Source organism: Flavisphingomonas formosensis (assembly GCF_009755815.1).
Classification (GTDB): Bacteria; Pseudomonadota; Alphaproteobacteria; order Sphingomonadales; family Sphingomonadaceae; genus Flavisphingomonas; species Flavisphingomonas formosensis.
This window is the reverse complement of the sequence record NZ_WRPK01000011.1, coordinates 171,524-197,756: the sequence shown is the minus strand read 5'-3', so window position 1 is coordinate 197,756 and position 26,233 is coordinate 171,524. Positions and strand designations below refer to the sequence as shown.

The window sequence follows — 26,233 nt, the reverse complement described above, 5'->3', positions numbered from 1 at the left end:
GGGGCCGCCGCTCACCACGAGCGATGCATCTGAAGTGAGAGCGGCCCCTCCACCATGCTGCGCATGGTCCCCCTCCCCGTTCCGGGGATGATTACAGGAGCTCCACCACCCGCGTCGCGAGGCGGTCGATCTCGCGCCGGTCGTGGCTCACATAGAGGATCGGCAGCGCCAGCTCGTCCCGTACCCGCTCGATAACCCGCATGATCTCCTCGCGCCGCGGCGCATCCAGCGAGGCAAGCGGCTCGTCCATCAGCAGGAAGCGCGGGCCGGAGAGCAAGGCGCGGCCGATCGCGACGCGCTGCGCCTCTCCGCCCGAAAGCGTCTGCGGCCAGCGATCGAGCAGGCCGCCGATGCCGAGGAAGGTGACCACCTCGTCCAGCCCGATCCAGCGGTTCGCGGCGTCCGCCAACCGCTCGCCATAGACGAGGTTGGCGCGCACCCGCTTATGTGGGAAGAGCCTTCCATCCTGGAAGACATAGCCGGCGCGCCGCCGCTCGATCGCGACGTCGACGCCCTTCTCGCTGTCGTACAGCGTTTCGCCGGCCACCGCGATCCAACCGATGTCGGGCCGTAGCAAACCGGCCACCATGTTGAGCAGGCTCGTCTTGCCAGCACCTGATGGGCCGAACAGCGCGGTCAGGCCGCCGCCGCTCGACAGCGACAGTGCGATCTCCCGGTCGCCCAGCCGGCGCGAGACGTGGATTTCAAAGGACATGATTGCCCCGTCCCGCCCCGGCGCGGCGCGACAGCGCCTCCGACGCGATCAGCGCGACCAGCGACAGGATCACGGAGATGATCGCGAGGCGCGTCACCACCCCCTCCGATCCCGGCACCTGCAGCGCGGCATAGATGGCGATCGGGAGCGTGCGCGTCTCGCCGGGGATGTTGGAAACGAAAGTGATGGTCGCCCCGAACTCGCCGATCGAGCGCGCGAAGCCCAGCACCGCGCCGGCGAGCACACCCGGCAGTGAAAGCGGCAGGGTGATGGTCCAGAAGACATGGACCGGCCGGGCGCCCAAGGTCCTCGCGGCGCCTTCGAGCCGCTGGTCGACCGCTTCGATCGAGAGCCGCATCGCACGAACCATCAGGGGCAAGGCCATGATCGCGGCGGCGAGCGCGGCGCCCGTCCAGCGAAAGATCAGGGTGAGGCCGAACCAGTCATAGAGCAGCACCCCGGCCGGCCCGTTCCGACCGAAGCCGATCAGCAGCAGCCAGCCCGTCACCACCGGCGGCAGCACCAGCGGGAGATGCACGATACCGTCGAGCAGCAGCTTACCCGGAAAGCGCCCGCGCGCCAGCACCCAAGCGAGGGCGAAAGCGACCGGCAGGCACAGGCCGACCGCCACGAAGCTCACCTTGAGCGAAAGGCGGATGATGTCCCATTCGTCCGCCGTCAGGCCCATCGCGCAGCCCTATTGCGGCTTGGTGAAGCCGTAGCGCGCGAAGATCGCGCGGCCCGTGCTCGAAACCAGGAAGCGGCGAAAACCGTCTGCGTCGGCGCTGGTAGCGCCGATCAGCGTCGCGATCGGATAGGTGATCTTCGGATGGCTGTCCGGCGGGAAAACGCCGACGATGCGCACACCCTTGGAGGCCTTGGCGTCGGTCTCATAGACGATGCCGAAGGGCGCTTCGCCGCGCTCCACCAGTGCCAGCGCGGCGCGGACATTCTCAGCCCGTGCAACCTTGGCTTCCACCATCGGCCACACGCCGAGCGCGCTTAGTGCCGCCTTGCCATATTTGCCGGCAGGCACCGAATCCGGATCGCCCATCGCCAGCCGCCCTTCGCCCAGTGCCTTGGCGAGCGGCATGCCCTGGCGGATGGCGATCCTGGTCTTGCTGGCCATCGGCGCGATCAGCACCAGCCGGTTGGCCAGGAAGGAAATGCGCGTGCCGGGCTTCACGAGGCCGTGCTTTTCGACGTCGTCCATCCATGGCTCATCAGCGGAGATGAAGAGATCGGCTGGCGCACCGGCTTCGATCTGCCGCGCCAGCGCGGAGGATGCGGCGAAGGAGAGCACCGGCTTCTCATGCTTGCGCGCCGCCCATGCATTCGCCGCGGCCGAGAGCGATTCCTGGAGGCTGGCAGCAGCCAGCACCAGCGGCGGCCTGGCCTGTACCCCGGCAAGCGGCATCACTGCCGCGACGATGAGAAGACATAGACGGACCAAGCTTTGCGGCATGCCGAACTCTCCGGACGTTATGTCCGTGCATATATGGCGAAACCTGCCGCCGCCAGAGCCAGAATGAGGAATGTGGGTGCCGAAGCGCGGGTCGCGGAGCGTCCTTGCTTTCCGTAAACGCATTCGGCACGACGAAGGTCTTCGCCGCGCTAACTTTCGTCCAAAGCCGAGGGATGCGGCGGCAGGGGGGTGGAACGCAACAGGCCGGCGAGGGTAGCAAGCTCGGCGTCGGCGGCCGCGCCGATCCTGTCCATCAGCGCCTGATAGGCCGCCAGCACCGCCCGGCCGGTATCCGTCACGCGGGCGCCGCCGCCGCGCCGCCCGCCCACCTCGGTCTCGACCAGCGGCTCGATCCAGCTGCGGTTCATCACATCGACCAGCATCCAGGTGCGGCGATAGCTCATGCCGAGTGCGCGCCCGGCCGCGGAGATCGACCCTTCGCGGATGATGGCATCGAGCAGCGCGGCCTTGCCCGGCCCCATCGCGATCTCATCGCCGCAGAAAAGCTGCGCCTTCAGCTTCAGCGGCCCGGCCGGCCTCGCCATCGTTCAATCCTCGTCCTCGTCGTCGCGACCGATCAGATCGAGCGCCCGGGCGCGTATCTGCCGCGTCATGCACCAGTGCACCAGCGCTTCTTCGCGGCCGTGCGTCACCCACACCTCGTTCGGCGCGATCTCGATGAGAGTGGCGGTCAGCTCGTCCCAATCGGCATGGTCCGAGATGACCAGCGGCAGCTCGACATTGCGCTGCCGTGCACGCTGGCGCACCCTCATCCAGCCCGATGCCATCGCGGTGATAGGATCCGGCAACCGGCGCGACCAGCGATCGTTGAGCGCGGAGGGTGGCGCGATCACGATGGCCCCCTTCAACGCGGCCGCCGGAAGACCCGTCACCGGCGGCAGTTCTCCCAGTTCCAGCCCGAACTGGCGGTAGAGATCGCATAAACGCTGCAACGCACCGTGGATGTAGATGGGCGCGGCATAGCCATGCGCACGCAGCTCCAGGATCAGGCGCTGTGCCTTGCCCAGCGCATAGGCGCCGATCAGGATGCAGCGATCCGGATTGGCCGCGCGCGCGGCGAGCAGTCGGTCGATCTCGCTGCCGATGTCGGGATGGCGGAAAACCGGCAGGGCAAAAGTCGCCTCGGTGATGAACACGTCGCACGGCACCGGCTCGAACGGCGCGCAGCTTGGATCCGGGCGGCGCTTATAGTCCCCCGAAACGACGATCCGCTCGCTGCCCTTCTCCAGCACGATCTGAGACGAACCCAGCACATGGCCTGCGGGTACGAAGCGGATGGCGAGATCGTCGGTTCGGATCGTCTCGCCATAGGCGACCGGCTGGCCGGGCTGCGGACCATAGCGCGTTGCCATGATCGCCAGCGTTTCGGCCGTAGCGAGCACGGCACCATGGCCGCCACGGGCATGGTCGGAATGGCCATGAGTGATCAGCGCCCGCGGCTTGGGCTGGGATGGATCGATCCACAGATCGGTGCCCGCAATGCGAATCCCTTCGCGATGCACCTCGATCCAGCGGGCGGCCGTCACCGCCGGGGCTCAATCGTAAGCGCCACCCAATACACGCACCGCATCGACACTCGCCTGCAACCGTCTCGTATAGAGATTGAGTGCCGTACGCTGGGCGTCAAGGGCGGCGGTCTGCGCAGTGACCACTTCCAGATAGTCCGACGCGCCGTCGCGATAGCGGACGAAGGCGAGGTCGCTGGTTCGCTGCGCCGCGGCCGCGGCATCCTGCTGGTCCCTCGCCTCCACCGCCAGATTGGCGCGCTGGGCGAGATTGTCCTCGACCTCCTTGAACGCGGTGAGCACGGTGGAGCGGTAATTGGCGGCCGCTTCGTCGAACTCCGCACGCGCCTGCCGCGTCGCCGCGATCCGCTTGCCGCCGTCGAACAGATTGAGCACTGCCGCCGCCGGACCGATCGCCCAGAAGAGGTTGGGCGCACTGAGCAGGTTCGGGCCGGTGGTTTCGTATCCCCCGGACGCGCCGAGCGTGACTGTGGGGAAAAATGCCGCCTTGGCAACGCCGATGCGGGAGTTGGCGGCGGCCACGCGCCGCTCGGCCGCCGCGATGTCCGGCCGGCGCTGCAGCAGCGTGGAAGGCGCGCCGTTAGGCACCGCGGGCGGCGCGATGGTCAGCCTGGCCGGCGCGAGCGTGAAGCTGGAAGCGACCTCGCCGACCAGCGCGGCGACCGCATCCTCCGCCATCGCGCGCTGGATGGCGAGATCGGAAAGCTGCGCGCGCACCGAGGAAAGCTGCGTCTGCGCGCGATTCGTGTCGAGCCCGGAGGCGATGCCGCCGCTGTGCCGCTTCGCGGTCAGGTCATAGGCCCGGCTATAGGCTTCGACCGTCTGCTGGAGCAGCAAGGTCTGTGCATCGAGCCCGCGCAGGGTGAAATAGGTGTCCGCCAGCTCGGTCTGCAGCGCGAGCCGCACCGAGGCGAGATCCGCGTCGGTCGCCTGCGCCTCCGCCCTGGCCGCCTTCACGCTGTTGCGCACCCGGCCCCACAGGTCGAGCTCCCAGCTCAGCGATCCGCCGACCGTATAGTTGTCATATTTCGCCGCCTTGGACTGAAGCGGCCGGTTGGCCGACAGCCGGTCGCGCTCGGCCGCGCCTTCGGCGTCCAGCGTCGGGAACAGATCGGCGCGCGCACCCTTCACCGCCGCCCGTGCCTGATCGTGTCGTGCCAGCGCGGCAGCCAGCGTCGGGCTGCCCTTCTCGACGCGGGCTTCGAGATCGTTCAGCACCGGATCGTCGTAAACTTGCCACCAGAGCCCCCGCGGCACGGCATCCTGCGGGGTTGCGGCGACCCAATTGCCATCATTCTTGTAGGCGGCGGGCGCGGCGACGACCGGCGGACGATAGTCCGGCGCCATCGAACAGCCGGCGAGCAAAGTCAGCCCGGCGAGCCACGCCAGAGGAGCGCTGCGCATCGGCTCAGCCTTTCTGCGGCTTCGCCGGTGCGTCGGGCGCGATGCGCACCGTGTCGCCATTGGCGATCGCGTCCGGCGGCGTGTCGATGACGCGCTCGCCGCCGGCAAGGCCGGTCAATATCTCGACGGTCGCGCCTTCGTCGCGGCCGAGCGTGACCGGGCGGATGCTCACCTTGTCGCCCGGCCCGACGACCGCGACGGACATGCCCTTCTCGCCGAAGATCAGCGCGCTCGACGGCAGATGGACGCTGCCCGTGCTGCCGGTGAGCGGGAAGGCGACCTGCGCATAGGCGCCGGGCTTCAGTGCGCGATCGCCATTGTCCGCCTGCAATTCGACGAGCACGGTGCCCGACTGCACGTCCACCGCATCCGCCGTCCGGGTCAGCACCGCATCGAAGATCCGTCCGGGATATTCGGGCAAGGACAGCGTCGCGTGCATGCCCTGATGGATCTGCGCCGAATAGACCTGCGGCACGCGCACATAGATGCGCATGCGATGCACGTCCGAAACGGTGAAGAGCGGAGTCGACGCGGCATTGCCCGATACGATCAAGGCGCCGATCTGGGTCGAGCGGCTGGTGACCACTCCGCTGAATGGCGCGGTGATGCGGGTGAAGCCCTGCAGCGCCTCGAGCCGCTTCACATTGGCGAGGCTGGCATTGGCGAGCGCATTCTTGGCGGCGAGATCGCCATTCTTCTCATCCGATTCCTGTGTCGAGACCGCATCCTGCTTGAGCAGCGCGGACCAGCGCGTCGCGGTCGACTGAGCGAGGCGGCGATTGGCGAGCGCGGTCTGATAGTCGGCCCGCGCCTGGGCGAGCTGCTGCTCCACGTCGGGCGCATCGATCACCGCCAGCGTCTGACCGGACGTGACGCTGTCGCCGATGTCGGCCAGCCAATTGTGGACATAGCCGTTGGTGCGCGCATAGATGGCGGCGCTGTTAAACGCTTGGACATTGCCGGGCAGCACCAGATTGCCGGCCTTGGCGTCACGCTCGGGCCGGACGATCGACACGGCAGGCGTGCCATTGGCTTCCGCGATCGACTTGGCGTCGCGGTCGGCCCAGGCACGGACGGTCAGCCCTCCGCCCACGATCGCGAGAGCGATGATGCCTGCGCCGATGCCGAGGCGCTTCATTTTGGCGTCCTGTTGAGTGTCATGCATGCGCAAGTTCCAGGTCCTTGGCGGGATTCTTGGCCACCCGCCCGTGGCGATGGACGAAGCTGAAGACGACCGGCACGAAGAAGAGCGTCGCGCAGGTCGCGAAGAGAAGGCCGCCGATGACCGCGCGGCCGAGCGGGGCGTTCTGCTCACCGCCGTCGCCCATGCCGAGCGCCATCGGCAGCATGCCGATGATCATCGCGAGCGCGGTCATGAGTACCGGACGGAAGCGGACCATGCCGGCCTCGAGCGCGGCCTTGGTAGAGTCGCCGAGCTCATCCAGCCGTTCACGGGCGAAGGAGATGACCAGGATCGAGTTGGCCGTCGCCACGCCCATGCACATGATCGCCCCGGTCAGCGCCGGAACCGAAAGGGTGGTGCCCGTGGTGAACAGCATCCAGACGATACCCGCGATTGCCGCGGGCAGCGCGGTGATGATCACGAACGGATCCAGCCAACTCTGAAAGTTCACCACGATCAGCAGGTAGATCAGCACGACCGCGCCGAGGATGCCGTACCCCAGGCCGGAGAAGGCCGCGTTCATCGTCGCATATTGGCCGCGCTGGGTGACGGTAACGCCCTTCGGCTGTTCATGCTCCAGCTCCTTGATCGCCTTGGCGATGTCGGACGAGACCGCACCCAGATCGCGGCCCTGCGGCGTTGCGTAGATGTCGATCAGCGGCTGGATGTTGTAGTGGCTGGCAACCGCCGACGAGGTGGTGCGCTTGAACGTGCCGAGGCCGCCCAGCACCTGTGTCTGCTGCTGACCCGTGCCCGAGACCGGCACGTTCTGCAGGTCGCTGATCGAGTTCACCCTATATTCCGGGGTCTGCGCGACGACCGGGTAGGATACGCCGTTCTGCGGATTGAGGAAGAAGACGGGGGCCGTCGTCGAGGTGCCGGCCAGCGAGGTCGCGAGGCTGTTGGTCACGTCGCGCTCGGTGAACCCGAACTGGCCGATGCGAGAGCGATCGATGTCGATATTGATCTGCGGATAGCGCGACGATTGCTGGATGCGCGCGTCGGCGACGCCCGGGATGGTGCGGATGCGGCGCAATATCTTCGTCGCGAAGGCGGCATTGTCCCCGAGATTGCGGCCAGACACCTGGATGTCGATCGGGGCGGGCGCACCGAAGTTCAGGATCTGGCTGGTGATATCCGCCGGCAGGAAGGCGAAGCTCGAGCCGGGGAAGCTTTCGGGCAGCTTCTTGCGCATCTCCGCGACATAGTCCGCCGTCGGCTTGTGCCCCTCCTTCAGCGCGATCATGATGTCGCCGTCCTGCGGGCCGATCGTGCCGCTGTTGTTGTAGGTCGTGTTGATGCCGCTGACCGGCAGGCCGATATTATCGGCCACCGAGGCCAGTTCTTCGGGCGGAATGATCTCGCGGATGCGGCGGGTGATCCGTTCGAACTCCGCGGACGTGTCCTCGATACGCGAGCCGATCGGCGCGCGTACGTGCAGCATGATCTGGCCGGCATCGACCGCCGGGAAGAAATTGCGACCGAGGAAGGGCACCAGCAGGAACGAAAGAAACACGACCGCCATGAAGCCGGCCATGAACCGGTTCCGGTTTTCGAGCGCACGCTCCAGCAAGCCGGTGTAGCGATCACGCACCTGCTCGAACCGGGCCTCGAAGCCGCGCTGGAAGCGGATCAGCGGATTACGCGTCTCCGGCTTCTCGATCTCATGGCCATGCTCGTCATGATGCGGCTTCAGGAGATACATCGCCATGGTCGGCACCAGGGTGCGCGACAGGACGAAGGATGCGATCATCGCGAACACGACCGAAAGCGCCATCGGCACGAAGAGGAAGCCCGAGACGCCCGGCAGGAAGAACATCGGCACGAACACGATGCAGATGCAGAGCAGCGAGACGAAAGCTGGCGTCACGATCTGGGCGGCGCCATCCAGAATGGCTTGGAGGACGCCCTTGCCCTGCTCGAGATGCCAGTTGATGTTTTCGATCGTCACGGTCGCATCGTCGACGAGAATGCCGACCGCGAGCGCGAGGCCGCCAAGCGTCATCACGTTCAACGTCTGACCAAACGCAGCCAGCGCAGCTACGGCGGCCAGCACGGCGAGCGGGATCGAGACGGCGATGATCACCGTCGAGCGCCAGGAACCCAGGAACAGCAGGATCATCAGCGAGGTCAGCGCCGCGGCAATCGCACCCTCCCGCACCACGCCCGATACCGCCGCCTTCACGAAGATCGACTGGTCGCCGATCGGCGTGATCTTGAGCGAGTCCGGCAGGCCCGCGGTCGCGCCCGGCAGCTTGTCCTTGATGCCCTGCACGACCGCCAGGGTCGACGTCGATCCGTTCTTGAAGATCGTCATCAGCACCGAGCGGTGGTTCTCGACATGCACGACGTTGGTCTGCGGCGCGCTGCCGTCGCGCACATAAGCGACGTCGCGCATGTAGATGGTGGCGCCGTTGACCACCTTGACCGGGATCGCGTTCAACTCCTCCACCGACGGCGGCGCATTGTTCAGCTTCACGCTGTATTGGAAACTGCCGATCTTCACGAAGCCGGCGGGATTGATCTGGTTCTGCGAGGCGATCGCGCTGGCCACGTCCTGCGCGGAGAGCCCCTTGGACTGGAGCGCCTGGGGATCGATGTCGATCTGGATCTGGCGTTGCTTGCCGCCGAACGGATAGGGCATGGCGGCGCCCGGCACGGTCACCAGTTGCGGCCGGATCTGGTTCTGCGCCAGATCGAACATCTGCTGCTCCGACAGGCCCTTGCCCGACATGGCGAGCTGAATGATCGGCACCGTCGAGGCGCTGTAGTTGAGGATCAGGGGCGGGGTGACGCCCGGCGGCATCTGGCGGAGCACGGTCTGCGAGATGGAGGTCGTCTGCGCGGTCGCGGTGCGGATGTCCGCGCCGGGCTGGAAATAGATCTTCACCACGCCGATGCCCTGCATCGATTGGCTTTCGATATGCTCGATGTCGTTGACCGTTGTGGTCAGCGTGCGCTCGAAAGGCGTGACGATGCGCCCCGACATCTCATCCGGCGGCAGGCCGGCATATTGCCAGACCACCGCGATCACCGGCACGCCGATGTTCGGGAAGATGTCCACGGGCGTGCGGAATGCGGACAGGATGCCGACGATCATGATCAGGATCGCCATCACGATGAACGTGAGCGGCCTTCTAAGGGCGATCCGGACGAGCTCGTTCATTAACTACTCCGCGAAGCCGGTCGGCTTCATCCACGAAATAGTGCCGCCGCCGCCCCCTCCAGAAGCGTGACACAGACGAATCCACCGCACAGGACATGCAAATGGTGCAGCGCGGCAAAGGAGCGCTGCGGCGTTCCATTGCAATGCAAAACTGATATTGTCCAATAGGCTGTACGGCTCGATCGATATGTCTTACGAATGGATCGATGGAGCTCCGCCACCTCCGCTACTTCGTCCGCGTCGCCGAGGAGCTGCATTTCGGCCGCGCCGCGCAGCGGCTGGGCATCTCGCAGCCACCGCTCAGCCAGCAGATTCGCGCGCTCGAAGACGAATTAGGCGTCTTCCTGTTCGATCGCACCAGCCGCCGCGTCGAGCTGACCGAAGCCGGCAAGCTGTTCCTGGTGGAGGCCCGCCGCATTCTCGAGCAGGCGGTCCACGCCGTCCAGGTGGCCCGCCGCGCGCAGCATGGCGAGCTGGGCGAGCTCAGCATCGGCTTCACCGCCTCGGCACCCTTCACGCCGGCCATCTCGCGCGCGCTGTTCGATTATCGCCAGGCCTATCCCGAGGTGCACCTCACCCTTTCGGAAATGGCCCGCGCGCGGCAGATCGAGGCAGCAGTGGAGCGCCGGCTGGATATCGGCTTCCTGCGCGGGCTGGAACTGCCCGGCCTTCCCGCGGATCTCGTCACCACGGCGCTACTGGTGGAGCCGCTGCTGGTCGCGATGCGCGCGGATCATCCCCTCGCCCAACGCAGGGAACCGCTTGCCATCTCGGACATCGCGGACGAGCGGCTGGTGATCTACGAGCGCGATCCCGGCGCGGGCTTCAACGAGCAGGTGGAGATGTTGTGGCGCCAGTCCGGCCATGAGCTGCGCATCGCCCAGGAGACGCGTGAGCTTTCCACCCTGCTTGGCCTCATCGCCGCCGGGCTCGGCATCTCGGTGGTCAGCCGCTCGTTGAGCGCACTGCATACCGACAATGTGGTCTATCTGCCGCTCGCCGATCCGTCTGCGATCAGCCGGATGTGGCTGATCCGCCACCGCGCCGCTTCGGCCGCCTGCCGCAACTTCGTCGCCATCGTCGAGCGTGCGCTGATCGAGGCCGGTTGAGCACCGCCCCCTGCGGCGGCCCGCATGCTCACACGATCATTCGCCGCAGCGTCTCGATGCGGTCCGCTTCCGCCGCTGGCTTGTCCTGCCGGATACGGGCGACGCGCGGAAAGCGCATGGCGAGACCGGACTTGTGGCGTTTCGAATCGTGAATGGAATCGAACGCCACCTCCAGCACCAGTGTCTTCTCCACCTCGCGCACTGGACCGAAGCGGCCCACCGTATGGTTGCGCACGAAGCGGTCGAGCCAGATCAGTTCCTCGTCGGTGAAGCCCGAATAGGCCTTGCCGACGGGGAGCAGCTCTCCGGTCTCGGTCCAGCAGCCGAAGGTATAGTCGGAATAGAAGCTCGACCGCTTCCCATGACCGCGCTGCGCGTACATCATCACGCAATCCGCGGTGAGCGGGTCGCGCTTCCATTTGTACCAGAGGCCCGTGCGTCGCCCCGCGACGTAGGGGGAGTCGCGCCGCTTCAGCATCACGCCCTCGATCGCCGCCTCGCGCGCGCCGGCGCGTATCGTCTCCAGCGCATCGAAGTCCTCGGCCTGGATAAGCGCCGAAACGTCGAAGCGGATCGGATCCAGCGCCGCGGCGAAGCGCTCGAGCCGGGGGCGGCGCTCGCTCCAGCCCAGCTCACGCACATCTTCGGCTCCGTCGAACAATATGTCATAGAGCCGCACGAAGGCGGGGTAATCGGCCAGCATCCTGGCGGAGACCTGTTTGCGCCCAAGCCGCTGCTGCAGCGCATTGAAGCTGCCGGCCTCGCCGGCTTGATGCTCGCCCCGCACCAGCAATTCGCCGTCCAGCACGCCACGCGCCGTAAAGGCCCGTGCAACATCCGGAAAGGCGCTGCTGATATCATCGCCTGCGCGGCTGTAGAGGCGGGTCTCGCCGCCTGCACCGACGATCTGGACGCGGATCCCGTCCCATTTCCATTCTGCGGCATAATCGGCGAGATCGACGCGCAGATCCTCGAGCGGGTGGGCGAGCATGAACGGCCGGAACACCGGCGTATCGGCCGGATCCGGTCGCTCCATCCGCCCCTCGCCCCAGGCGAACAGCGTCGCGTAGGGCGGCCGCAGTCCGTGCCAGACCTCCTCCACCGCATCGACGTCCAGTTCGAATGCCTGCGCCAGCGCGGTCTTTGCGAGCCGTGCCGAGACGCCGACGCGCAGCCCGCCGGTAGCGAGCTTGAGCAGCGCGAAGCGGCCACTGGCATCGAGATGATCGAGCATCGCCCCCAGCGCGCCCGGCGCCTCGCTGCGGCCCAGCGCCGACAGCCGGTCGACCACGGCGCCGAGCCGCAACGTGCCATCGTCGATCTCGGCCGGCTCCTCGCCCGGCTTGGGCCAGATCAGCGCCACCGTCTCGGCGAGATCGCCGACATAATCGTAGCTCATCGCCAGTAGCACGGGATCGACCCGCTGCTCGGCCAGCGCACGGATTGCCGCGCCCTTCACCGCCGGCAGGTCGAGCGAACCGGTAAGCGCCGCCATCGCCCAGCCCCTGTCCGGATCGGGCGTGCGGCGGAGATAATCGGCGATGAGCTTGAGCTTGGCATTGCGCGAACGCGTGTAGACGAGCCCGTCCAGCAATTGCGAAAAGTCACGCATGGTGCAGGGCGCGATAGATCATTCGTATCCGAACGTGCAGCATGCTGCCGCCGTTCCTTGAGGCCTCGTGCAGAAACGCGGAACCGGTTTCGCGCAAATGATGCGACTCAGATCAGCCCGCACTAGCGCGCCAGCGCCGCCGCCTGGCTGAGTACGGTCAACACCGCGGCAAAATAATCGTCGGTAAGGACCGGCGCATCGGGTATCTTGCGGCTCATCACCATTGACGCGATCGCCATCGCACCCTGGGACAGCGGATAGGGCGCCACCTCGCCGGTGGTCACGTCCACCCAGGCCGGCGGTACCTGCCCTGAGGCCTTGAACGGCGTCCAATAAGCGCGGAACGGCTGAAGGGCCGAATCGCGGCCACCCCAGTAAAGGTAGAGCGGGATACGCACGGCATCGAAGCCGAAGCGCGGCGGTCGGCCCGCTGCCGGAGTGACAATGTCCTGCGGGCGGAGATCAATCCAGTCGCTGGGCAACTGGTGCTGCCCGAAGCGGGCTCGGGCCAATATCGCCTCGCCATCGCTGACGATGCCCGACCAGCCGGCGCCGTCTGCCTTGCGGAAAGCATCCAGGGCCGGCCAGATATAGTAGGAAAGGTTGACCGTGACCGTCTGGCCGTTGACGAACCCCTGCAGGCCCGGCAGCAGCACCATCCGGTTGCCAACCGGCTTCACCAGCGTCTTCAGGATCGCATCGCGAATCTCTCGCGAGGCGCTCGCCCAGGCTGCAACGCCCCAGCGCTGGGAAGCGCGCAGCAGCGCCCAGGCGATCAGGATATCGCCGTCGGTCGCGTTGTTGGGATCGGTGACTCGCGGATTGGCGTTGGGATCATAGCGCCAGGAAAAGAGGCGCATGTCCTTGCGCGCCAGCGTCGTATCCGTCCAAGCCCATAATTTCTCGAAGCGCGCACGGTCGCCGGCCGCTTCCGCCAGCACCATGCCATAGCCCTGGCCCTCGCTATGGCTGATCCCGCCATTGCCGGTGTCGACGATGCGCCCGTCGGGCATCATGAACCTGGCGGCGAACGCAGCCCACGCCTTCGGTGCCGGCGCAGCCGGCGGACGCTTGGCAGCCTTGGCACATCCGCTCTGAAACATGGTCGCCATCAGCAAAGCCGCCATCGCCGTCCGGCGGTCAACGTCCATGATGAAATTCTATCCTGTCTGCCGTTCGCGATTTGAGCGTCGTCTGCAGCTTCGGCCCACTGCCGAGGCCCCGAAACCAGCCATCATAGACGCCTTCCAATATGCTGGTCAGCGCTGAAGGCCAGAGGCCCCCATCATCTTCCGCCATCTTCACCGGCGCATCGAAATGGACGATGCCGATCCCGTCATCATCGGGCTCGAGGATCACATGGCCCCAGTCGAGTGCGCGCCAAACCTCGTTCATCGCCCCGGCGAGCCGATCGATCCGCTCAACGTCCGGCAACGGGCAGCTTTGCGCAAGACGCATGCCGATCGCCTGGAAGAAGCCATGCGCTTCCTCGGCGCTCGCATTGTCGCGCATTTCCTGCAGCAGCAGGGAAAAAAGCACTGCCAGCGACTTGCGATCCGCGGTGCGGCTTTGCGAGCGCCCGGAATCCGTTCGCTCATGCTCTTCGATCCGATCCGTTCCGCTGCGCATCACTCAGCGCTCCCGATCACCTGCTTCAAATGCAGCATCGTCTGGAACTCTTTATAATTCCCGAAGGTGTTAACCTTTATGTCGCCACCGAGTTGCGTGTTCGCACCGAACTGGTAGTTCACGCCGGCATCCAGCGCATAACCGAAGCCGGTCTTGCTGATGCTGTCGTAGAAGGAGCGCACGTCGTTGTCCTGCGCCTTGAGCGCATCCAGCTTGGCCTGGGCAGCGGCATCGGTGGGATAAAGCCCCACAGCATCCTGCTTGTAGCTCTGATAACCCGGCGCGAAATCGGCGTTGATCTTCCAGCCGCTGCCGAATTTCGTATCGAAATGCATCGGGAAGCTCAGGCTGACAAAGCTTTGTGGGCTGAAATAGCCGCCATGTCCGAACGAGAAGTAATTCTGGTCGTTGGCGTAGGATTGGTAATTGATGTTGGCGCCGATCGTGAAGTTGCTGTTTGCGGATCGGTAGGCACGCAGATATCCGCCAATATTGACCTGATAGCTGCTGTTCTTCTTCACATTGGTGCCGTCATAGCGATAATAGGATGCGTCGGCGTAGACGCCAGTGCCGGCATGATCGTAGGAGATCGACGCGCCGCCGCCGCTGCGCATCACATTGCCCCAGGTCTGCCCGGTCACCGGATCCTTGGTGCCGGCATAGGAGACGACGCTGTCCGTGACTGGCCGACGCTCGCCGAACAGCTTGGCGCTGACGTCCTGGCTGAGCTTCGGCGAGACGGAGACGCCACCCTGGATCTGGGTCTTGCTGAAGCCGATCGGCGTCGATCCCACATCAGCCTTGAACGCGCCGTTCTGATAGCCGACGTCGAATGCAACGCCGGAATCCTGTTGTGTCTCCGCCTGCACCAGCGGCGAAGGCACTTTATCGACGATCGCCTGCGCCTCGATCGTCGGATTATAGCCAAAGCGCGCGAGGCCGGAACCGGTCGGCCGGCCGGAGTCGACCACTACGGGAGAGGCACTGGCGCTGACCCGTCCGCCGGCAAAGCCGGTCGAGACGGTCACCGTGCCGCCTACGTCACGCAGCTTGCTGAGACCCGTCTCGCCAGTACGCTGACGATAGCGGGTCTGCACGTCGACGGTCGTGCCGGCCTCGCCGGCGAGAGCCTCGATGTCATTGTTGATCTGGCGCAAGGTCGGATCGGTGATCGCCGGCGCCCCGCTGCGATTCTGCAATCCGGATGGAACGCCGCCACCGCCCCAATCCTGCGCCGGTGCGCCCCAGCTCTGGGCGGAGGCCATCGGCTGGGCCGATCCGCCGGACCAGCTCGGCTGCGCCGGTACCGCGCCACTCCACGGGTTGCCTGCCGATGACGAGGCGACGGGTGTGGACAGGGGGGATCCGAACGGCGACGATTGAGAGCCGCCACCCCAAGGAGCCGCCTGCCCACCGCCGCCCATATAGGCGGGCGCCGGCATCGTTGGACCACCGCCCCATGGGCCAGCGCCGGGCTCTCCATAGCCGCCGGTCTTCGGCGGCGTGGCGGAAAGGGCGAAGGGGTTGACGGGAACGGGCGCCTGCGCGACCGCGCCGCCGCCTGCCAGGAACGGATTGGCCATCGGAAAGGCACCGCCATTGGGCAGCGCCGTCTGCTGGCGCAGATACAGCGCGCGTGCCTGCTTCAGATAGCGCATCGCCGCGCCGTTATTGTTTTGCGCCTGCTCCATGCGCGCGGCGGCAAGATAGACGTCCACATTGTTGGGCTGGCGCTGGCCTGCCGCCGTGATCGCCTGCTTGGCGCGGCCGAATTCGCGCGCGCCGGTCGACGCGTCCGCCATGCCGATCAGGGCGTTGACGTCGTCGGGATGCTGGCGGAGCAGCATGTCATAGACCTGCATCGCCTGTCCGTTCATCCCCCCGGCCTGATAGAGCCGGGCGAGCGAGCCGAGCAGATCGGGATCGTTCGGCGCTGTCGCCCAGGCGGATTGCAGCACCTCGAAGGCGCTCGCATACTGGCCCTGCTGACGCAGCCGATCGCCCTGCTCGGCGGCTAGGATCGCGTTGAGCTTGCCGGCCGCCTGCGTGCCGTTGCCGGTCTGCCCAGCATTGCCCATCATCTGCTGCACGATTCCGGACGCCTGCTGGTCCTGGCCCGTCTTCGCGAGCACGCGCACGATGCCCTGATAGGCGTCCGGCTCAGCCTGCGGCAGCGCGAGCGCACGCTGGATCAACGCGGAGGCGCCGGCCGTATCGCCGAGCTGGTAGAGCGCGTCGGCGAGCGATCCCAGCGTCGCCACCGGCAGATTGTCATTGCTGGCGATCAGGCGAAGGCCCGACAGCGCCTCCTGCTGACGCCCACGGCCGGCCAGGGTTTTGGCCTGGGCGATAGCCGCCACGGTCTGCTGCTGCAGCACGAACCGCTTCATCTCCAGGGTCAGCTGGTCTTCCGGAATGCGCTTCATCATCGCCACCGCAGCGCCTTCGCGGCCGGACTGGCTCAGATAGAGCGCCGAGGCATAGAGCGCGTCCGGCGACGTCTTGACCGACAGCGGCTGCATCACGCTGTCGCCTGCCGCGGTGCGGCCCTGGCCGAGCAGGAAGCGCGCATATTCGAACCGCGTCCAGGGATCGTCCGGATTGGCCGTCACGGCCTGCTGGAACATCCCCTCGGCAGCACCGACATTGCCCGATGCCGCGGCCTGCATCGCTTGCGCCAGCGAGGCCTTGCCTTGCATCTGCTCGGCCTGCTGCGTGGACTGGCGGCCGCCACGGCCGCTATTGGCGGCGGCTACGTCGCGATAGACCTGCGCCGCTTCGGCATAACGCCCCTGGCGGCCGAGTACGTCGGCCAGCAACGAAGATGCGAGATTGGCGTCCTTGTAGCCCGACGACGCGAGCTGACGGGCCTGCGATTCGGCGTCGGCGAGCTTGCCCGCGTCGCGCGCAGCCTCTGCCTGGCGCAGCCCGGCGAAGAAGCTCGCCGATTGCAGTGCGTCGGACCATTTGTCCGGCGATCCCGCCCTGGACGCACGGCTCAGCAGATCGCGGGCTTCGGCGAAGCGGCCCGCACGCAGCCGGGCGAGGCCGAGGCCGCCAAGCGAATCCGGATCGTTGGGACGCCGCTTCAGCGCGGCCTGGAAGCGCGTCGCGGCGGTGTTGATGTCGTCGGCCTCGAGCGCCTTGAAGCCGGCAGCGCGCATGTCGCCCGCCGTATCCGCGGCTGCGACCGGCGCTGCGGGCTGCCGGGGGGACGGCTGTTTCGGCTGGGCAGCCTGCATCCGCGTCGGAGCGGGGGCTGCGGGTGCCGCGGCCGGCGGTGGTGCAGGCGGCGGGCTCTGCTGAGAAAGCGCCGCACGCGCGGCGGCATTGCCGGGATCGATCGTCAACACGCGCCGATAGACCTGGTTGGCGAGATCGTCGCGTCCCTTGCTCTTCCAGAAGCGGGCCTGGTCGAGCAGCTCGGCAACCCCGGCCGGCGCCGCGGCCGATATGGCCGATGGCGCGGCCGTGGCCGCCAGGGCGAGCCACAACAAGGCAGGCTTGGAATGCTTGGCCATGTTTACTCCGATACCTTGTTCAGGCGTTTACGCTGCTGGGCCTTGAGGAGAAGGTAAAGCGGGCCCGATAGGAAGAGGGCGATCAGAATGGCCGAGATGCCCATCAGCAACGGTCGCTGGCTGAACCAGTAGCCGACCTTCAGCCAGATCGGCAGCGCGGCCGACCAGTAGCCGGTACTGACATGATAGCTGGCCATGCCGTCGCCGTTGACCAGCGACAGATCGCCCTGGACCTGGGCATTCACCTTTCGGTCGGCCAGGCCGTAGATCAGGTCGGGCAGGCTGACGGGATCACTGGCGAGAATCGCGACCACGGAATGCTCCGGATCGAAAGGCGACTGAAAGCCGGCAAAGCCTTCGAAACCGGAAGCGCCGGCGAGGAAATCCGCGACGTCGCCGGGCCGATCGACATCATAGGGCGAAAGGAAGTCGAACACCCGATCGATCGTCGAGCGCTCGGTGACCTGCAGACGGCCATTCTGCCAGCTGATCGGCGCCGTGCGGAACAACGCAGTCGACTGAGCCAGCGTCCACGGACCGAGAACGATGATATCCTTGCCGCTGAACTGGCTGGCATCCACCGTTCGCGTCACGGTGACGCGGGTCGCGGGCGCGCCGGTGGAATCGCCGAAACGGCCCATCAGCACCAGAAAGGCCTCGATCTCCTGCACGCTCGGCTGCGGCGCCATCACCACCGCCGTTTCGGCAAGATCCGGGCGCCGCGTGAACGGAAAGCCCGATCCCGCGAAGAAGGCGAGATTGGGCAGTCGCGTGGCATGATAGGCGCCGGTCAGATCGATCGTGCTGTCGGGCAGGATACTCGTGCGCACGTTGGTCGGAACCGTGCCCTCGCACGCCTTTTTGTTCGCGAGCTGCAGATCATAATAGAAACTGAGCTGGTTCTGACCGAACAGCACATAGTCCGGCAGGGTCATCTTGCTCTTGGAGACATGGGACTCGACGCCGCCACCGGTCAGCCGGTTCCACCACCCGGGGCCGGCCAGCGGCAGGGACTGGAGATATTGCCCGTTCATCGAGACGTCGAGACGCGAGCGATATTTGTCAAGCCAGTCGGCTGCCGGGTAGCGATAGCGCACGTCCAGGCGGGCGCCGGCACGCGGCCAGAAGAACAGATCCGGCGCGACCCGGAAGCTGGCGTTGAGCGGCCCCGGAGGCAGGCCGAGGCCTTGCAGATTCTGCGGGTCAACGAGCTCGCCGAGCTTCACCGGCCGATCGGTGCGCAACCAACGCGGCGCGCTATAGGCGCCATAGGCCGGAACGCGTGCGCCATCGACCGGTGCGAACTGCCCACCCAATATACCGCTGCTGGAGGCGACCACCGCCGCGGCCTGCTTCAGCTCGCGCTCGTCGCGGCCCATTACCACCAGCAGCAGGCCGTAGGGATCGTTGGGGTTCTTGACGATGCCGACCGCCGGGCCGCCGATCGTGATCGGCAGGCCGGCAATGGGATGGGCGGCGGTGAGGAAGACGACCGCGTTGCCCTGCGGGATCGCGCCGATCATCGGCTTGAAGGCATAACCCCGATAGCTCGCCAGCGCACCGAACCAGGACGCCAGGCTGGCGGACGCCTCCAGCTCGCCATTGCTCGGCGCGGCGCCGAAGACGAAGGGCATGCTCAGCGGCCCGGGATTATATTTGTCGAAGAAGGGTGCGGGCAGCGTCGCCAGGTCCATCCGCGTCGGCAGATGCTGGGTCGTGATCTGGAAGAAGCTGCGGACGTTGCTGATGTTCGCCCACAGCGAACTGTGCAGCGGGTCTTCGCAATCGCGGGTATAGTGGCCGACGAGCCGCAGGTTGAGCTGGTTGTCGCCGGGCATGAAGAAGGCAGGGTTGACCGGAATCGTGAGCGAGACGCCGCCGGCACCTGCGCGCTGGAGCTGGATGGTCCGCACCACCTCGCCGTTCATAATTACGACGAGCTGGCTGAGATCCGGCAGCATCGAGGGCGAATAGGCGAAGGTCAGCACGAGATTGGCAGAGGTCACCACCTCGTCCCTGCGCATGCCGAAGGGAATGCCGACCTCGCCCGACGTGCCCTGCAGGCGGATCGGATTCAGGAACTGCAGATCCTTGAGCGACAGCTTGAACTGCCGAACCCCGCCCGGCAACGCGGGCGCCGCCGGGTCAGCCTGCTCCGCGGCCGGCCGAACCGCCGGCGGGCGCGCGGCCGCAGCCTGCGCATGTGCGACGCTCCCCATCGGCGCGAGGCCGACCGCGGCCGCGACGACCGCAGCCGCGGTTGCCGCGATCGCTGCATTCCGGCGCTTACCCCTCTTCAGGCTGCCGAAAAATGCGCCCATCGTCGACAGATCCACCCTGATGATGTCGAATACCGACCGGAAACCTCCAACGCCTTCTTCGTGCAGCTCGGGCTGCCAGCTATCCGCGCGGCCCATCATCGCTTTCACCAGCTGCTTCTGATCGGAGATCGAGAGCGGCTTGAACTTGATGCGGGCACGATCGCCGCTCATCGCGATGGTCTCTACCGGCAGAGTGAAGAGGCCGCCTCCGGTCTCGACGCCCACGTCGGTCACGATCCGGTCCTTGAACTCGAAACGTGGCGGCAGCTTGATCGCGAGGCCGCCCATCGACACGTTCACGGTCCGTCCGTCGACGACATAGCCATCGGCGAAATAGAGGGTGACCGGAAGATCGGCATCGAAGCGCACGTCCTCGCGGAGCTGACGCGCCTCGCGTCCCACCGACATCGCCGCAATCAGGATCATGAGGCTGAACAGCGTCCATCCCGTGTTGAGCAGCAGCGTGCCCATCTGGACATGGAAGACGTCCGGCCAGAGCAGACGGGCGAAGCCCGCGACGAGCCCGAGCACGAGCAGGCCGGCGCAGATCAGATGCGGCTTCAGCGTCGCCACGTCGAAGAAGCCTTCCTCGAGCAGGCCGCCCTTGTCCGTTACGTTGAACTTGCCCTTTTTCGGATCCCACAGCGTCATCAGCGTCGGCATCACGAGGTGGAAGGCGAGCACCGTCTCGTAAATCTCGCCCCAGAAAGGCCGGCGCTGCGCGCCCTGCTGCCGTTCGCTCGATTTATTGGAGGCAAACAGGTGCGGCAGTGCGTAGGAGAAGATCATCACGGCCGAGGCGTGGATGATGTTCTGCCCGAAAAGCAGAAAAGCGAGCGGCGACGTCAGAAACACGATGCGCGGCAGTGGAAACTGGAAATGCAGCATCGCGTTCAGGTAGCAAAAGCGCTGGGTGAGGCTGAGACCGGGGCCAAGCAGCGGATTGTCGATACGCATGATCTGCGTCATGCCGCGCGCCCAGCGTGCGCGCTGGCCGATATGCAGCGACAAACGCTCGGTCGCGAGGCCCGCCGACAGACGCACGTTCAGATAGGCGGTATTCCAGCCGGTGCGTTGGAGCTTGAGCGCGGTGTGCGCGTCCTCCGTTACCGTCTCGCCCGCGAAGCCGTTGGTCTCTTCCAGCGCGGCACGCCGGATGATCGCGCAGGATCCGCAGAAGAAGGTTGCGTTCCACAGGTCGTTGCCCATCTGGACGGCGCCGTAGAACAGGTCGCCCTCGCCTGGCATGTCCTTGATCACGCCCACGTTGCGCTGCGTCGGATCGGGCGAATAGAAATGGTGCGGCGTCTGCATCAGCGCGAGCCGCGGATCCTTCTGGAACCAGCCCACCGCCATCTGCAGAAAGGCGCGGGTCGGCACGTGATCGCAATCGAAGATCGCGATCAGCTCGCCGTCGGTGCGCTTCATCGCGGCATTGAGATTGCCCGCCTTGGCGTGAAGATTGTCGCTGCGAGTCAGATATCCGCAGCCGGCGGCGCGGGCGAAATTGCGGAATTCCGGGCGGCGCCCGTCGTCGAGAATATAGACCCGGAAGCGATCGGCGGGATAGTCCATCGCCATGGCGGCGAGCACGGTGTTGCGGACGATCGCGAGGCTTTCATTGTAGGTCGGAACATAGACGTCGACCTTCGGCCACTCGTGCGGCTCGCCTTCGATCTCGACGATCGGGCGGCGCATCGGCCAGCTCGTCTGCAGCAGGCCGAGCACCAGGATCGCCCAGGCATAGAGCTCAGCGAGATAGAGGCCCATGCCCAGCACGAATTCCAGCGGCGAACCGAATTCCAGCGTCTGCGTCGTGCGCCAGAACAGGTAGCGTGTCGATGCGATGATCGAGACGATGCCGATGAACAGTGACGCGCGCAGCGACTTGAAGCGTCCCGCGATCAGCACCGCGACGATCGTCGTGATCCCGAACATCCACTGCGACTTGAGATCCAACGGGACCGTTATGACGAAGGCGGCGATCAGGATGAGCGCAGCGCCCATGGAGATTTTCAGGACGAGATTGCCGAGCGCATGCATGTCTGGACGGCTCCCTCAGGCGCGGATCGCGGCGTCGTCCGCGCCGTTGCGGGCGACGGGCGGACGGAGCGCCGGGAGTTCACGGATGGTGTCGCCGAAGCGGATGAAATCGGCCGCCGCCGCACTCGTCGGAGCGAATTTGCTGAGCGGCTCCATCATTGCCAGCGCTTCATTCACCGCCTCGTCGCGACGGATGACGCCGATCAGCCGGTCCCCGACCAACCGACGCAGGAATTTGGCCGCATCGCGGCCGAGCCGGCGCCGTTCATCCACCTGGTTCAATACGAAGAGGCTGTTCTGCGCCGTCGTCGCCGCGATGAACGACCGCCCGGCCGCGAGTTGCGGCAGAACGGCCAGCGACGCGGCGTCCGTGGTGAGCGCACACAGGTGCAGCGCCGCCGACGGCAACAGAGCCCGGAAAGTCTCTCCGCCGCCCGCTGCGATGTCCGCGATCACCATCGAACCTTCCCCTAGCCAGGGCCGGATCGCCGCGACCGGATCGGCCAGATCTTCCGGCCGGTTGCAGCCGAGCACGCGCACCCCCGCCACGACCTGAGCCTCATCGCTGCGCGATGCGGACGCCAGCGTCTGGTCGGGCCGGAAGCCGAAGTGCAGCTTCAACGAGTCCTGCGGGCTGAAATCGGCAGCAACGACGTCGCGGCCGCGACTGGCCAGCATCAGCGCCAGATTCGCAGCCAGCGTCGTCGTACCGACGCCACCCTTCGGGGAATGGAGGAGGATGAGCGCCATCAGTCTTCATCCCCCAGCTTGTTGAGAAAACTCCTGAGGCTGGGCGGCTCCGGTTGCGGCTTGGCCGACGGCGCAGGCTCTTCCGGCCGGTTGTCGTAGCGGCGGAACAGACGGCTGACCGGCTTCGATTCGCCGAGATCCACCTCTACCGGCCCACGCTGCGGCCACGAGCGCACAGGTGCGGTGCGCGCGATGGCCGGGTGGCGGAGCAGGGCGTCGAGCAGCGGCCACGGCTCGCCCTCATCTTCCTGCTCTTCGAAATCATGATAGACGAAATCCGTCTGCTGCAGCTTTTCCAGCAGAGATCGAGCATCCTGGCGCACGGTCGGTCCCCTGAGATTACGAGCGCCAACGGTGAAGCAATTTAGTTAACAAGCCCTTTAACCCGCTCTGCATATGCCGTTTTTGCGCCAATTCAAGCAAAGATCGCGTTCACCACGGTGTACCCGTCACGCGTCAATCGGCCTGCCTGTGCGCGCATGAAACCACTCCGGCACCACTTTGCCTGACAATGCAGGAACCTTGCCCGCTTATGGTTACGTTTCCGGAACCAGCCGCATTAATCCTGGCGCTGCGCTGCGCTCCGATCGTGATGTCGCCATTTCCGAGTGCGGTGACCTCGACATCCGCGGCGCTGAGTTGCGAGGCATCCAGACGGCCTGCACCCTGCAGCGCGACTTTGGCCGTCTTCACCCGACCGGCGACACTGAGGCTGCCCGCCCCGCTCGCCATCGCCGTCAGCGAATCGCTGTCGATCATGCCGACCGACAGCGAGCCGGAGCCGATGAGCTGCAAATCCAGCGCGCTGCCCTTCATCCGATCGATCGAGACGGTGGGCGCACCATTGAGCGATACGGCCGACAGCGAAGGCGTGCTCACCGCGATTCGCACCGGCCCGGAGGACGCGCCGGGCCAGCCGCTCCAATCCGACTTGTCCGGACGGACGATCAGCGTGGTGCCCTGGACCTCGATGGAAAGGCGATCGATCCCAACGGCATCGCCGACCGCCCTCGCAGACGGGGACGAGCCCGTTCGCACGTCGAGCACATAGGGGCCCTCCACGCGAATCCGATCGAAGCTGGTGACGCTGTATGTCCGTTGCGCGGCCTCACCGCGTGCGGCAGTGCAGATCGCCAGGGCGAGGAACAGAAGACGACGAACCATGGCCACTCCGCTGATGCGGAGGACACGCTAGAGCATCGTGCGGAAAAGTGGGAACCGGTTTTCCGCGCAAAGGACGCAGCCACAAAGGCTTGGAGCACGCTGTGCGATCCACATATCGCGCAGCTTGCTCTATAATGATTCTGATCCGCGGGAAATCGACTGCCGATGGCGAAACTGCGCCATCCCTGCTGTTCAGGGCGTAGCTGCAACAGTTTAGCGGCGGCTTGAGCGCTGCATCCGCGCCCGGCGAGCCTGTTCCTCGGCACAAATGGCAAAAGGGCGACCCCCGCCGGGAATCGCCCCTTTGCAGGCCCGAACTCAGGCTTGTTTGTTATAGATCGCGGCCGCCTTGCGAAGAATGTCCAGAATCTTCTCCTGCGCGGCCAATTCGTCGGTATTCTCCATCGCCGCGAGCTCACGCGCGAGGCGGCTGGTCGCGGCTTCGAAAATCTGCCGCTCGGAATAGCTCTGCTCAGGCTGGTCGTCGGCGCGGAACAGGTCGCGCACCACCTCGGCGATCGACACCAGATCGCCCGAGTTGATCTTCGCCTCATATTCCTGCGCCCGGCGCGACCACATGGTGCGCTTGATCTTGGGCTTGCCCTTGAGCGTGGTCAGCGCTTCCTGCAGCGTGACACTGGAGGAAAGCTTGCGCATGCCGACCGCTTCGGCCTTGTTGGTCGGAACGCGGAGCGTCATGCGCTCCTTTTCGAAACGCAGAACATAGAGTTCCAGCTTGGCGCCGGCGATCTCCTGGCTCTGGAGCTCTATGACGCGGCCCACGCCATGCTTGGGGTAAACAACATAATCGCCGACAACGAAGCTCAGCGCCTTGGCAGCCATCAATCGACCCTTCCGTTGGGAAATAGGGGACAGCCCGTCCCGGCCGGTCCGCATCGTATATGCAGCCGCCGGCGATCAAGCGAGCCCGGTTTCACTATCCTTTTTGCGCGCACACGAGATATGCGCCTCCTGCGGAACGCTATGTAATATATTTGTAGGCAAAATACCAGCTTTTCAGGCGCAGCGGAGCCTTGCCGCCGCGCCCCCGCCTATAGCACAGTCGCAATCGGGCAAACAGGGGAATGAAATGCTTCGCCTTTTTTTGACGGCGCTTGCCGCCGTGAGCGTGTTCGCGTCCGCTCCATCACGCGCGCAGGATGTGCCTAAACCGAGCGCAGCGGATCCTGCCCGGGAGATGAGCAAGCTCGCGTGGATCAAAGGTCCGGCGCACCAGCCCGTAACCGGCCGCGCCACGATCGACGTGCCCGCACACATGCTCTATCTGGACAGCAGCGGCACCCGCCGCTTTCTGGAGCTGACCGGAAACCTGCCGGGGGACGATCTCTACACCATCGCAGCGCCGGACCTGTCCTGGTTCGCTATCTTCGGCTTCGAGAACAGCGGTTACGTCAAGGATGACGAAAAAATCGATCCGGACGCCCTTCTCAAGACGCTGCGCGACAATCAGGAGGCCGGCAACGAGGAGCGCAAGAAACAAGGCCTCGACGCGCTGACCCTCGAAGGCTGGTCCGCTCCGCCACATTATGACCGGACGACGCACAATCTCGAATGGGGCATGAAGCTCCTTTCCTCTGATGGCGAAAATGTGAACTACACCACCCGCCTGCTCGGTCGCCACGGGGTGATGAGCGCGACGCTCGTGACCGATCCGCGGGAGGCGGACAAGAATATGGCGGCCTTCCGCGTCGCGCTTGCCGGCTTCCACTATGTCCCGGACGAACGCTACGAAGCCTATAAGGACGGGGACAAGGTGGCGGAATATGGCCTTGCCGCACTGATTACAGGCGGGGCCGCGGCCGCGGCGGTGAAAGCGGGCGCAGCCAAGGGCATTTTGGCTCTGCTCGCGGCCTTCGGAAAATATATTCTGATCGGCTTTGCAGCGGCGGCGGCGGCGTTTCGCCGCTTTTTTGGTCGCCTGTTCGGCCGGGGCGACCCGGCGGAATGAATGTCGGGACGATCGCGATCCTCGCGGTGTGCGGGATTGCCGGCTTCGCCGTCGTGTGGATGATGATGAGTCCCTACCGTCCACCCGGAGATGGGGACGATCCGCCCCCAGGATGAACGGCTAGATTGCGTGTCGGCTCAAAGGCGCATGTCCCTGCCGGAGCCGACCTTACAAGCACGAACATGGCGCGGGCGACGCCACTGCATCGCCCGCGCCAGTTCAGCGATCCGGACATGATTGCGCGGCGCCGTGCCGCCTGCCATGCCCAGGCTGGGGTCAGTCGCCCGCGCCTGGCTCCGCCGAGAAATATTTGTCGAACTTGCCATCCTCGCCCTTATGCTCATCGGCATCGGCGGGCGCATCGCCCTTGCGGGTGATGTTCGGCCACTGGGCGGAGAAGGTGGTGTTCAGCTCAAGCCACTTCTCTAGACCATTCTCGGTATCAGGCAGAATCGCCTCGGCCGGGCATTCCGGCTCGCACACACCGCAGTCGATGCACTCATTGGGATTGATGACGAGCATATTCTCGCCCTCGTAGAAACAATCCACCGGGCACACTTCGACGCAATCCATATATTTACAGCGAATGCATGCGTCGGTGACGACATAAGTCATGGATCGAACCCTCACTCGGA

Annotated in this window: 20 protein-coding genes; 2 read left to right on the top strand and 18 right to left on the bottom strand. The window is 65.7% G+C overall.

Annotation, left to right across the window (positions count from 1 at the left end; genetic code table 11):
* Positions 1 to 91 precede the first annotated feature (91 nt).
* The 8 genes from GQY20_RS25990 to GQY20_RS25955 all read right to left on the bottom strand — a co-directional run bounded on the left by GQY20_RS25990 (position 92) and on the right by GQY20_RS25955 (position 9,480).
* On the bottom strand, positions 92 to 715 hold the full coding sequence (locus GQY20_RS25990) for a molybdenum ABC transporter ATP-binding protein (protein WP_157220076.1): 624 nt from the start codon (positions 713 to 715) through the stop codon (positions 92 to 94).
* On the bottom strand, positions 705 to 1,403 hold the full coding sequence (gene modB, locus GQY20_RS25985) for a molybdate ABC transporter permease subunit (protein ID WP_157220075.1): 699 nt from the start codon (positions 1,401 to 1,403) through the stop codon (positions 705 to 707). The genes GQY20_RS25990 and modB overlap by 11 nt, the downstream gene beginning before the upstream one ends.
* Positions 1,404 to 1,412: 9 nt before the next feature.
* The gene (modA, locus tag GQY20_RS25980) at positions 1,413 to 2,180 is read right to left on the bottom strand and encodes a molybdate ABC transporter substrate-binding protein (RefSeq protein ID WP_157220074.1); all 768 of its coding nucleotides are present in this window, start codon (positions 2,178 to 2,180) and stop codon (positions 1,413 to 1,415) included.
* A 149-nt stretch (positions 2,181 to 2,329) separates the two neighbouring features.
* Positions 2,330 to 2,725: a winged helix-turn-helix domain-containing protein gene (locus tag GQY20_RS25975; protein ID WP_157220073.1), complete on the bottom strand. Its 396-nt coding sequence runs from the start codon at positions 2,723 to 2,725 to the stop codon at positions 2,330 to 2,332.
* Positions 2,726 to 2,728: 3 nt separating this feature from the next.
* Positions 2,729 to 3,727: a ligase-associated DNA damage response exonuclease gene (locus tag GQY20_RS25970; RefSeq protein ID WP_157220072.1), complete on the bottom strand. Its 999-nt coding sequence runs from the start codon at positions 3,725 to 3,727 to the stop codon at positions 2,729 to 2,731.
* Positions 3,728 to 3,736: 9 nt separating this feature from the next.
* Positions 3,737 to 5,131 (bottom strand): efflux transporter outer membrane subunit, encoded by a 1,395-nt coding sequence (locus tag GQY20_RS25965; RefSeq protein WP_157220071.1) that lies wholly within the window; start codon positions 5,129 to 5,131, stop codon positions 3,737 to 3,739.
* Between the two features lie 4 nt (positions 5,132 to 5,135).
* Entirely contained in the window at positions 5,136 to 6,269 is a 1,134-nt protein-coding gene (locus GQY20_RS25960) for an efflux RND transporter periplasmic adaptor subunit (RefSeq protein ID WP_332836112.1), read from the bottom strand.
* Between the two features lie 19 nt (positions 6,270 to 6,288).
* Positions 6,289 to 9,480, bottom strand: a complete 3,192-nt coding sequence (locus tag GQY20_RS25955; protein ID WP_157220069.1) for an efflux RND transporter permease subunit — start codon at positions 9,478 to 9,480, stop codon at positions 6,289 to 6,291.
* A 206-nt stretch (positions 9,481 to 9,686) separates the two neighbouring features.
* Here GQY20_RS25955 and GQY20_RS25950 point away from each other — a divergent pair, with 206 nt between their 5' ends.
* Positions 9,687 to 10,589, top strand: a complete 903-nt coding sequence (locus tag GQY20_RS25950) for a LysR family transcriptional regulator (RefSeq protein WP_157220068.1) — start codon at positions 9,687 to 9,689, stop codon at positions 10,587 to 10,589.
* Positions 10,590 to 10,617: 28 nt separating this feature from the next.
* On the opposite strand, the gene GQY20_RS25945 is transcribed toward GQY20_RS25950, so the two are convergent.
* The 9 genes from GQY20_RS25945 to GQY20_RS25905 form a co-directional block, all read right to left on the bottom strand.
* Positions 10,618 to 12,201 carry a cisplatin damage response ATP-dependent DNA ligase gene (locus GQY20_RS25945; RefSeq protein ID WP_157220067.1) on the bottom strand — a complete coding sequence of 528 codons (1,584 nt, stop codon included), beginning with the start codon at positions 12,199 to 12,201 and terminating at the stop codon, positions 10,618 to 10,620.
* Positions 12,202 to 12,323: 122 nt separating this feature from the next.
* Positions 12,324 to 13,352, bottom strand: coding sequence for a glycosyl hydrolase family 8 (locus tag GQY20_RS25940; RefSeq protein ID WP_157220066.1), 1,029 nt, complete (start codon positions 13,350 to 13,352; stop codon positions 12,324 to 12,326).
* Positions 13,342 to 13,830, bottom strand: coding sequence for a cellulose biosynthesis protein BcsD (gene bcsD, locus GQY20_RS25935; RefSeq protein WP_157220065.1), 489 nt, complete (start codon positions 13,828 to 13,830; stop codon positions 13,342 to 13,344). Before bcsD ends, GQY20_RS25940 begins: the two co-directional genes overlap by 11 nt.
* Positions 13,830 to 17,351, bottom strand: a complete 3,522-nt coding sequence (locus GQY20_RS25930; RefSeq protein ID WP_157220064.1) for a cellulose biosynthesis protein BcsC — start codon at positions 17,349 to 17,351, stop codon at positions 13,830 to 13,832. The genes bcsD and GQY20_RS25930 overlap by 1 nt, the downstream gene beginning before the upstream one ends.
* A gap of 2 nt (positions 17,352 to 17,353) precedes the next feature.
* A complete protein-coding gene (bcsA, locus tag GQY20_RS25925) occupies positions 17,354 to 21,715 on the bottom strand; it encodes a UDP-forming cellulose synthase catalytic subunit (protein WP_157220063.1) in 4,362 nt (1,453 codons plus the stop codon).
* Positions 21,716 to 21,730: 15 nt separating this feature from the next.
* A complete protein-coding gene (locus GQY20_RS25920) occupies positions 21,731 to 22,465 on the bottom strand; it encodes a cellulose synthase operon protein YhjQ/BcsQ (protein ID WP_157220062.1) in 735 nt (244 codons plus the stop codon).
* Positions 22,465 to 22,788: a hypothetical protein gene (locus GQY20_RS25915; protein ID WP_157220061.1), complete on the bottom strand. Its 324-nt coding sequence runs from the start codon at positions 22,786 to 22,788 to the stop codon at positions 22,465 to 22,467. Before GQY20_RS25915 ends, GQY20_RS25920 begins: the two co-directional genes overlap by 1 nt.
* Positions 22,789 to 22,921: 133 nt before the next feature.
* A complete protein-coding gene (locus GQY20_RS25910) occupies positions 22,922 to 23,629 on the bottom strand; it encodes a head GIN domain-containing protein (RefSeq protein ID WP_157220060.1) in 708 nt (235 codons plus the stop codon).
* Positions 23,630 to 23,947: 318 nt separating this feature from the next.
* On the bottom strand, positions 23,948 to 24,472 hold the full coding sequence (locus GQY20_RS25905) for a CarD family transcriptional regulator (RefSeq protein ID WP_157220059.1): 525 nt from the start codon (positions 24,470 to 24,472) through the stop codon (positions 23,948 to 23,950).
* Between the two features lie 355 nt (positions 24,473 to 24,827).
* Between GQY20_RS25905 and GQY20_RS25900 the strand changes: the two genes are divergently transcribed.
* On the top strand, positions 24,828 to 25,598 hold the full coding sequence (locus GQY20_RS25900; protein WP_157220058.1) for a DUF2167 domain-containing protein: 771 nt from the start codon (positions 24,828 to 24,830) through the stop codon (positions 25,596 to 25,598).
* A gap of 276 nt (positions 25,599 to 25,874) precedes the next feature.
* Here GQY20_RS25900 and fdxA read toward each other — a convergent pair whose 3' ends face one another.
* Positions 25,875 to 26,213, bottom strand: coding sequence for a ferredoxin FdxA (fdxA, locus tag GQY20_RS25895; RefSeq protein WP_157220057.1), 339 nt, complete (start codon positions 26,211 to 26,213; stop codon positions 25,875 to 25,877).
* Positions 26,214 to 26,233: the final 20 nt, after the last annotated feature.

Excerpts from the sequence above, each read along its gene's own strand:
- GQY20_RS25990 (WP_157220076.1), bottom strand. The coding sequence starts at position 715 with ATGTCCTTTGAAATCCACGTCTCGCGCCGGCTGGGCGACCGGGAGATC.
- modB (WP_157220075.1), bottom strand. The coding sequence starts at position 1,403 with ATGGGCCTGACGGCGGACGAATGGGACATCATCCGCCTTTCGCTCAAG.
- modA (WP_157220074.1), bottom strand. The coding sequence starts at position 2,180 with ATGCCGCAAAGCTTGGTCCGTCTATGTCTTCTCATCGTCGCGGCAGTG.
- GQY20_RS25975 (WP_157220073.1), bottom strand. The coding sequence starts at position 2,725 with ATGGCGAGGCCGGCCGGGCCGCTGAAGCTGAAGGCGCAGCTTTTCTGC.
- GQY20_RS25965 (WP_157220071.1), bottom strand. The coding sequence starts at position 5,131 with ATGCGCAGCGCTCCTCTGGCGTGGCTCGCCGGGCTGACTTTGCTCGCC.
- GQY20_RS25960 (WP_332836112.1), bottom strand. The coding sequence starts at position 6,269 with ATGAAGCGCCTCGGCATCGGCGCAGGCATCATCGCTCTCGCGATCGTG.
- GQY20_RS25955 (WP_157220069.1), bottom strand. The coding sequence starts at position 9,480 with ATGAACGAGCTCGTCCGGATCGCCCTTAGAAGGCCGCTCACGTTCATC.
- GQY20_RS25950 (WP_157220068.1), top strand. The coding sequence starts at position 9,687 with ATGGAGCTCCGCCACCTCCGCTACTTCGTCCGCGTCGCCGAGGAGCTG.
- GQY20_RS25945 (WP_157220067.1), bottom strand. The coding sequence starts at position 12,201 with ATGCGTGACTTTTCGCAATTGCTGGACGGGCTCGTCTACACGCGTTCG.
- GQY20_RS25940 (WP_157220066.1), bottom strand. The coding sequence starts at position 13,352 with ATGGACGTTGACCGCCGGACGGCGATGGCGGCTTTGCTGATGGCGACC.
- bcsD (WP_157220065.1), bottom strand. The coding sequence starts at position 13,830 with ATGCGCAGCGGAACGGATCGGATCGAAGAGCATGAGCGAACGGATTCC.
- GQY20_RS25930 (WP_157220064.1), bottom strand. The coding sequence starts at position 17,351 with ATGGCCAAGCATTCCAAGCCTGCCTTGTTGTGGCTCGCCCTGGCGGCC.
- bcsA (WP_157220063.1), bottom strand. The coding sequence starts at position 21,715 with ATGCATGCGCTCGGCAATCTCGTCCTGAAAATCTCCATGGGCGCTGCG.
- GQY20_RS25920 (WP_157220062.1), bottom strand. The coding sequence starts at position 22,465 with ATGGCGCTCATCCTCCTCCATTCCCCGAAGGGTGGCGTCGGTACGACG.
- GQY20_RS25910 (WP_157220060.1), bottom strand. The coding sequence starts at position 23,629 with ATGGTTCGTCGTCTTCTGTTCCTCGCCCTGGCGATCTGCACTGCCGCA.
- GQY20_RS25905 (WP_157220059.1), bottom strand. The coding sequence starts at position 24,472 with ATGGCTGCCAAGGCGCTGAGCTTCGTTGTCGGCGATTATGTTGTTTAC.
- GQY20_RS25900 (WP_157220058.1), top strand. The coding sequence starts at position 24,828 with ATGAGCAAGCTCGCGTGGATCAAAGGTCCGGCGCACCAGCCCGTAACC.
- fdxA (WP_157220057.1), bottom strand. The coding sequence starts at position 26,213 with ATGACTTATGTCGTCACCGACGCATGCATTCGCTGTAAATATATGGAT.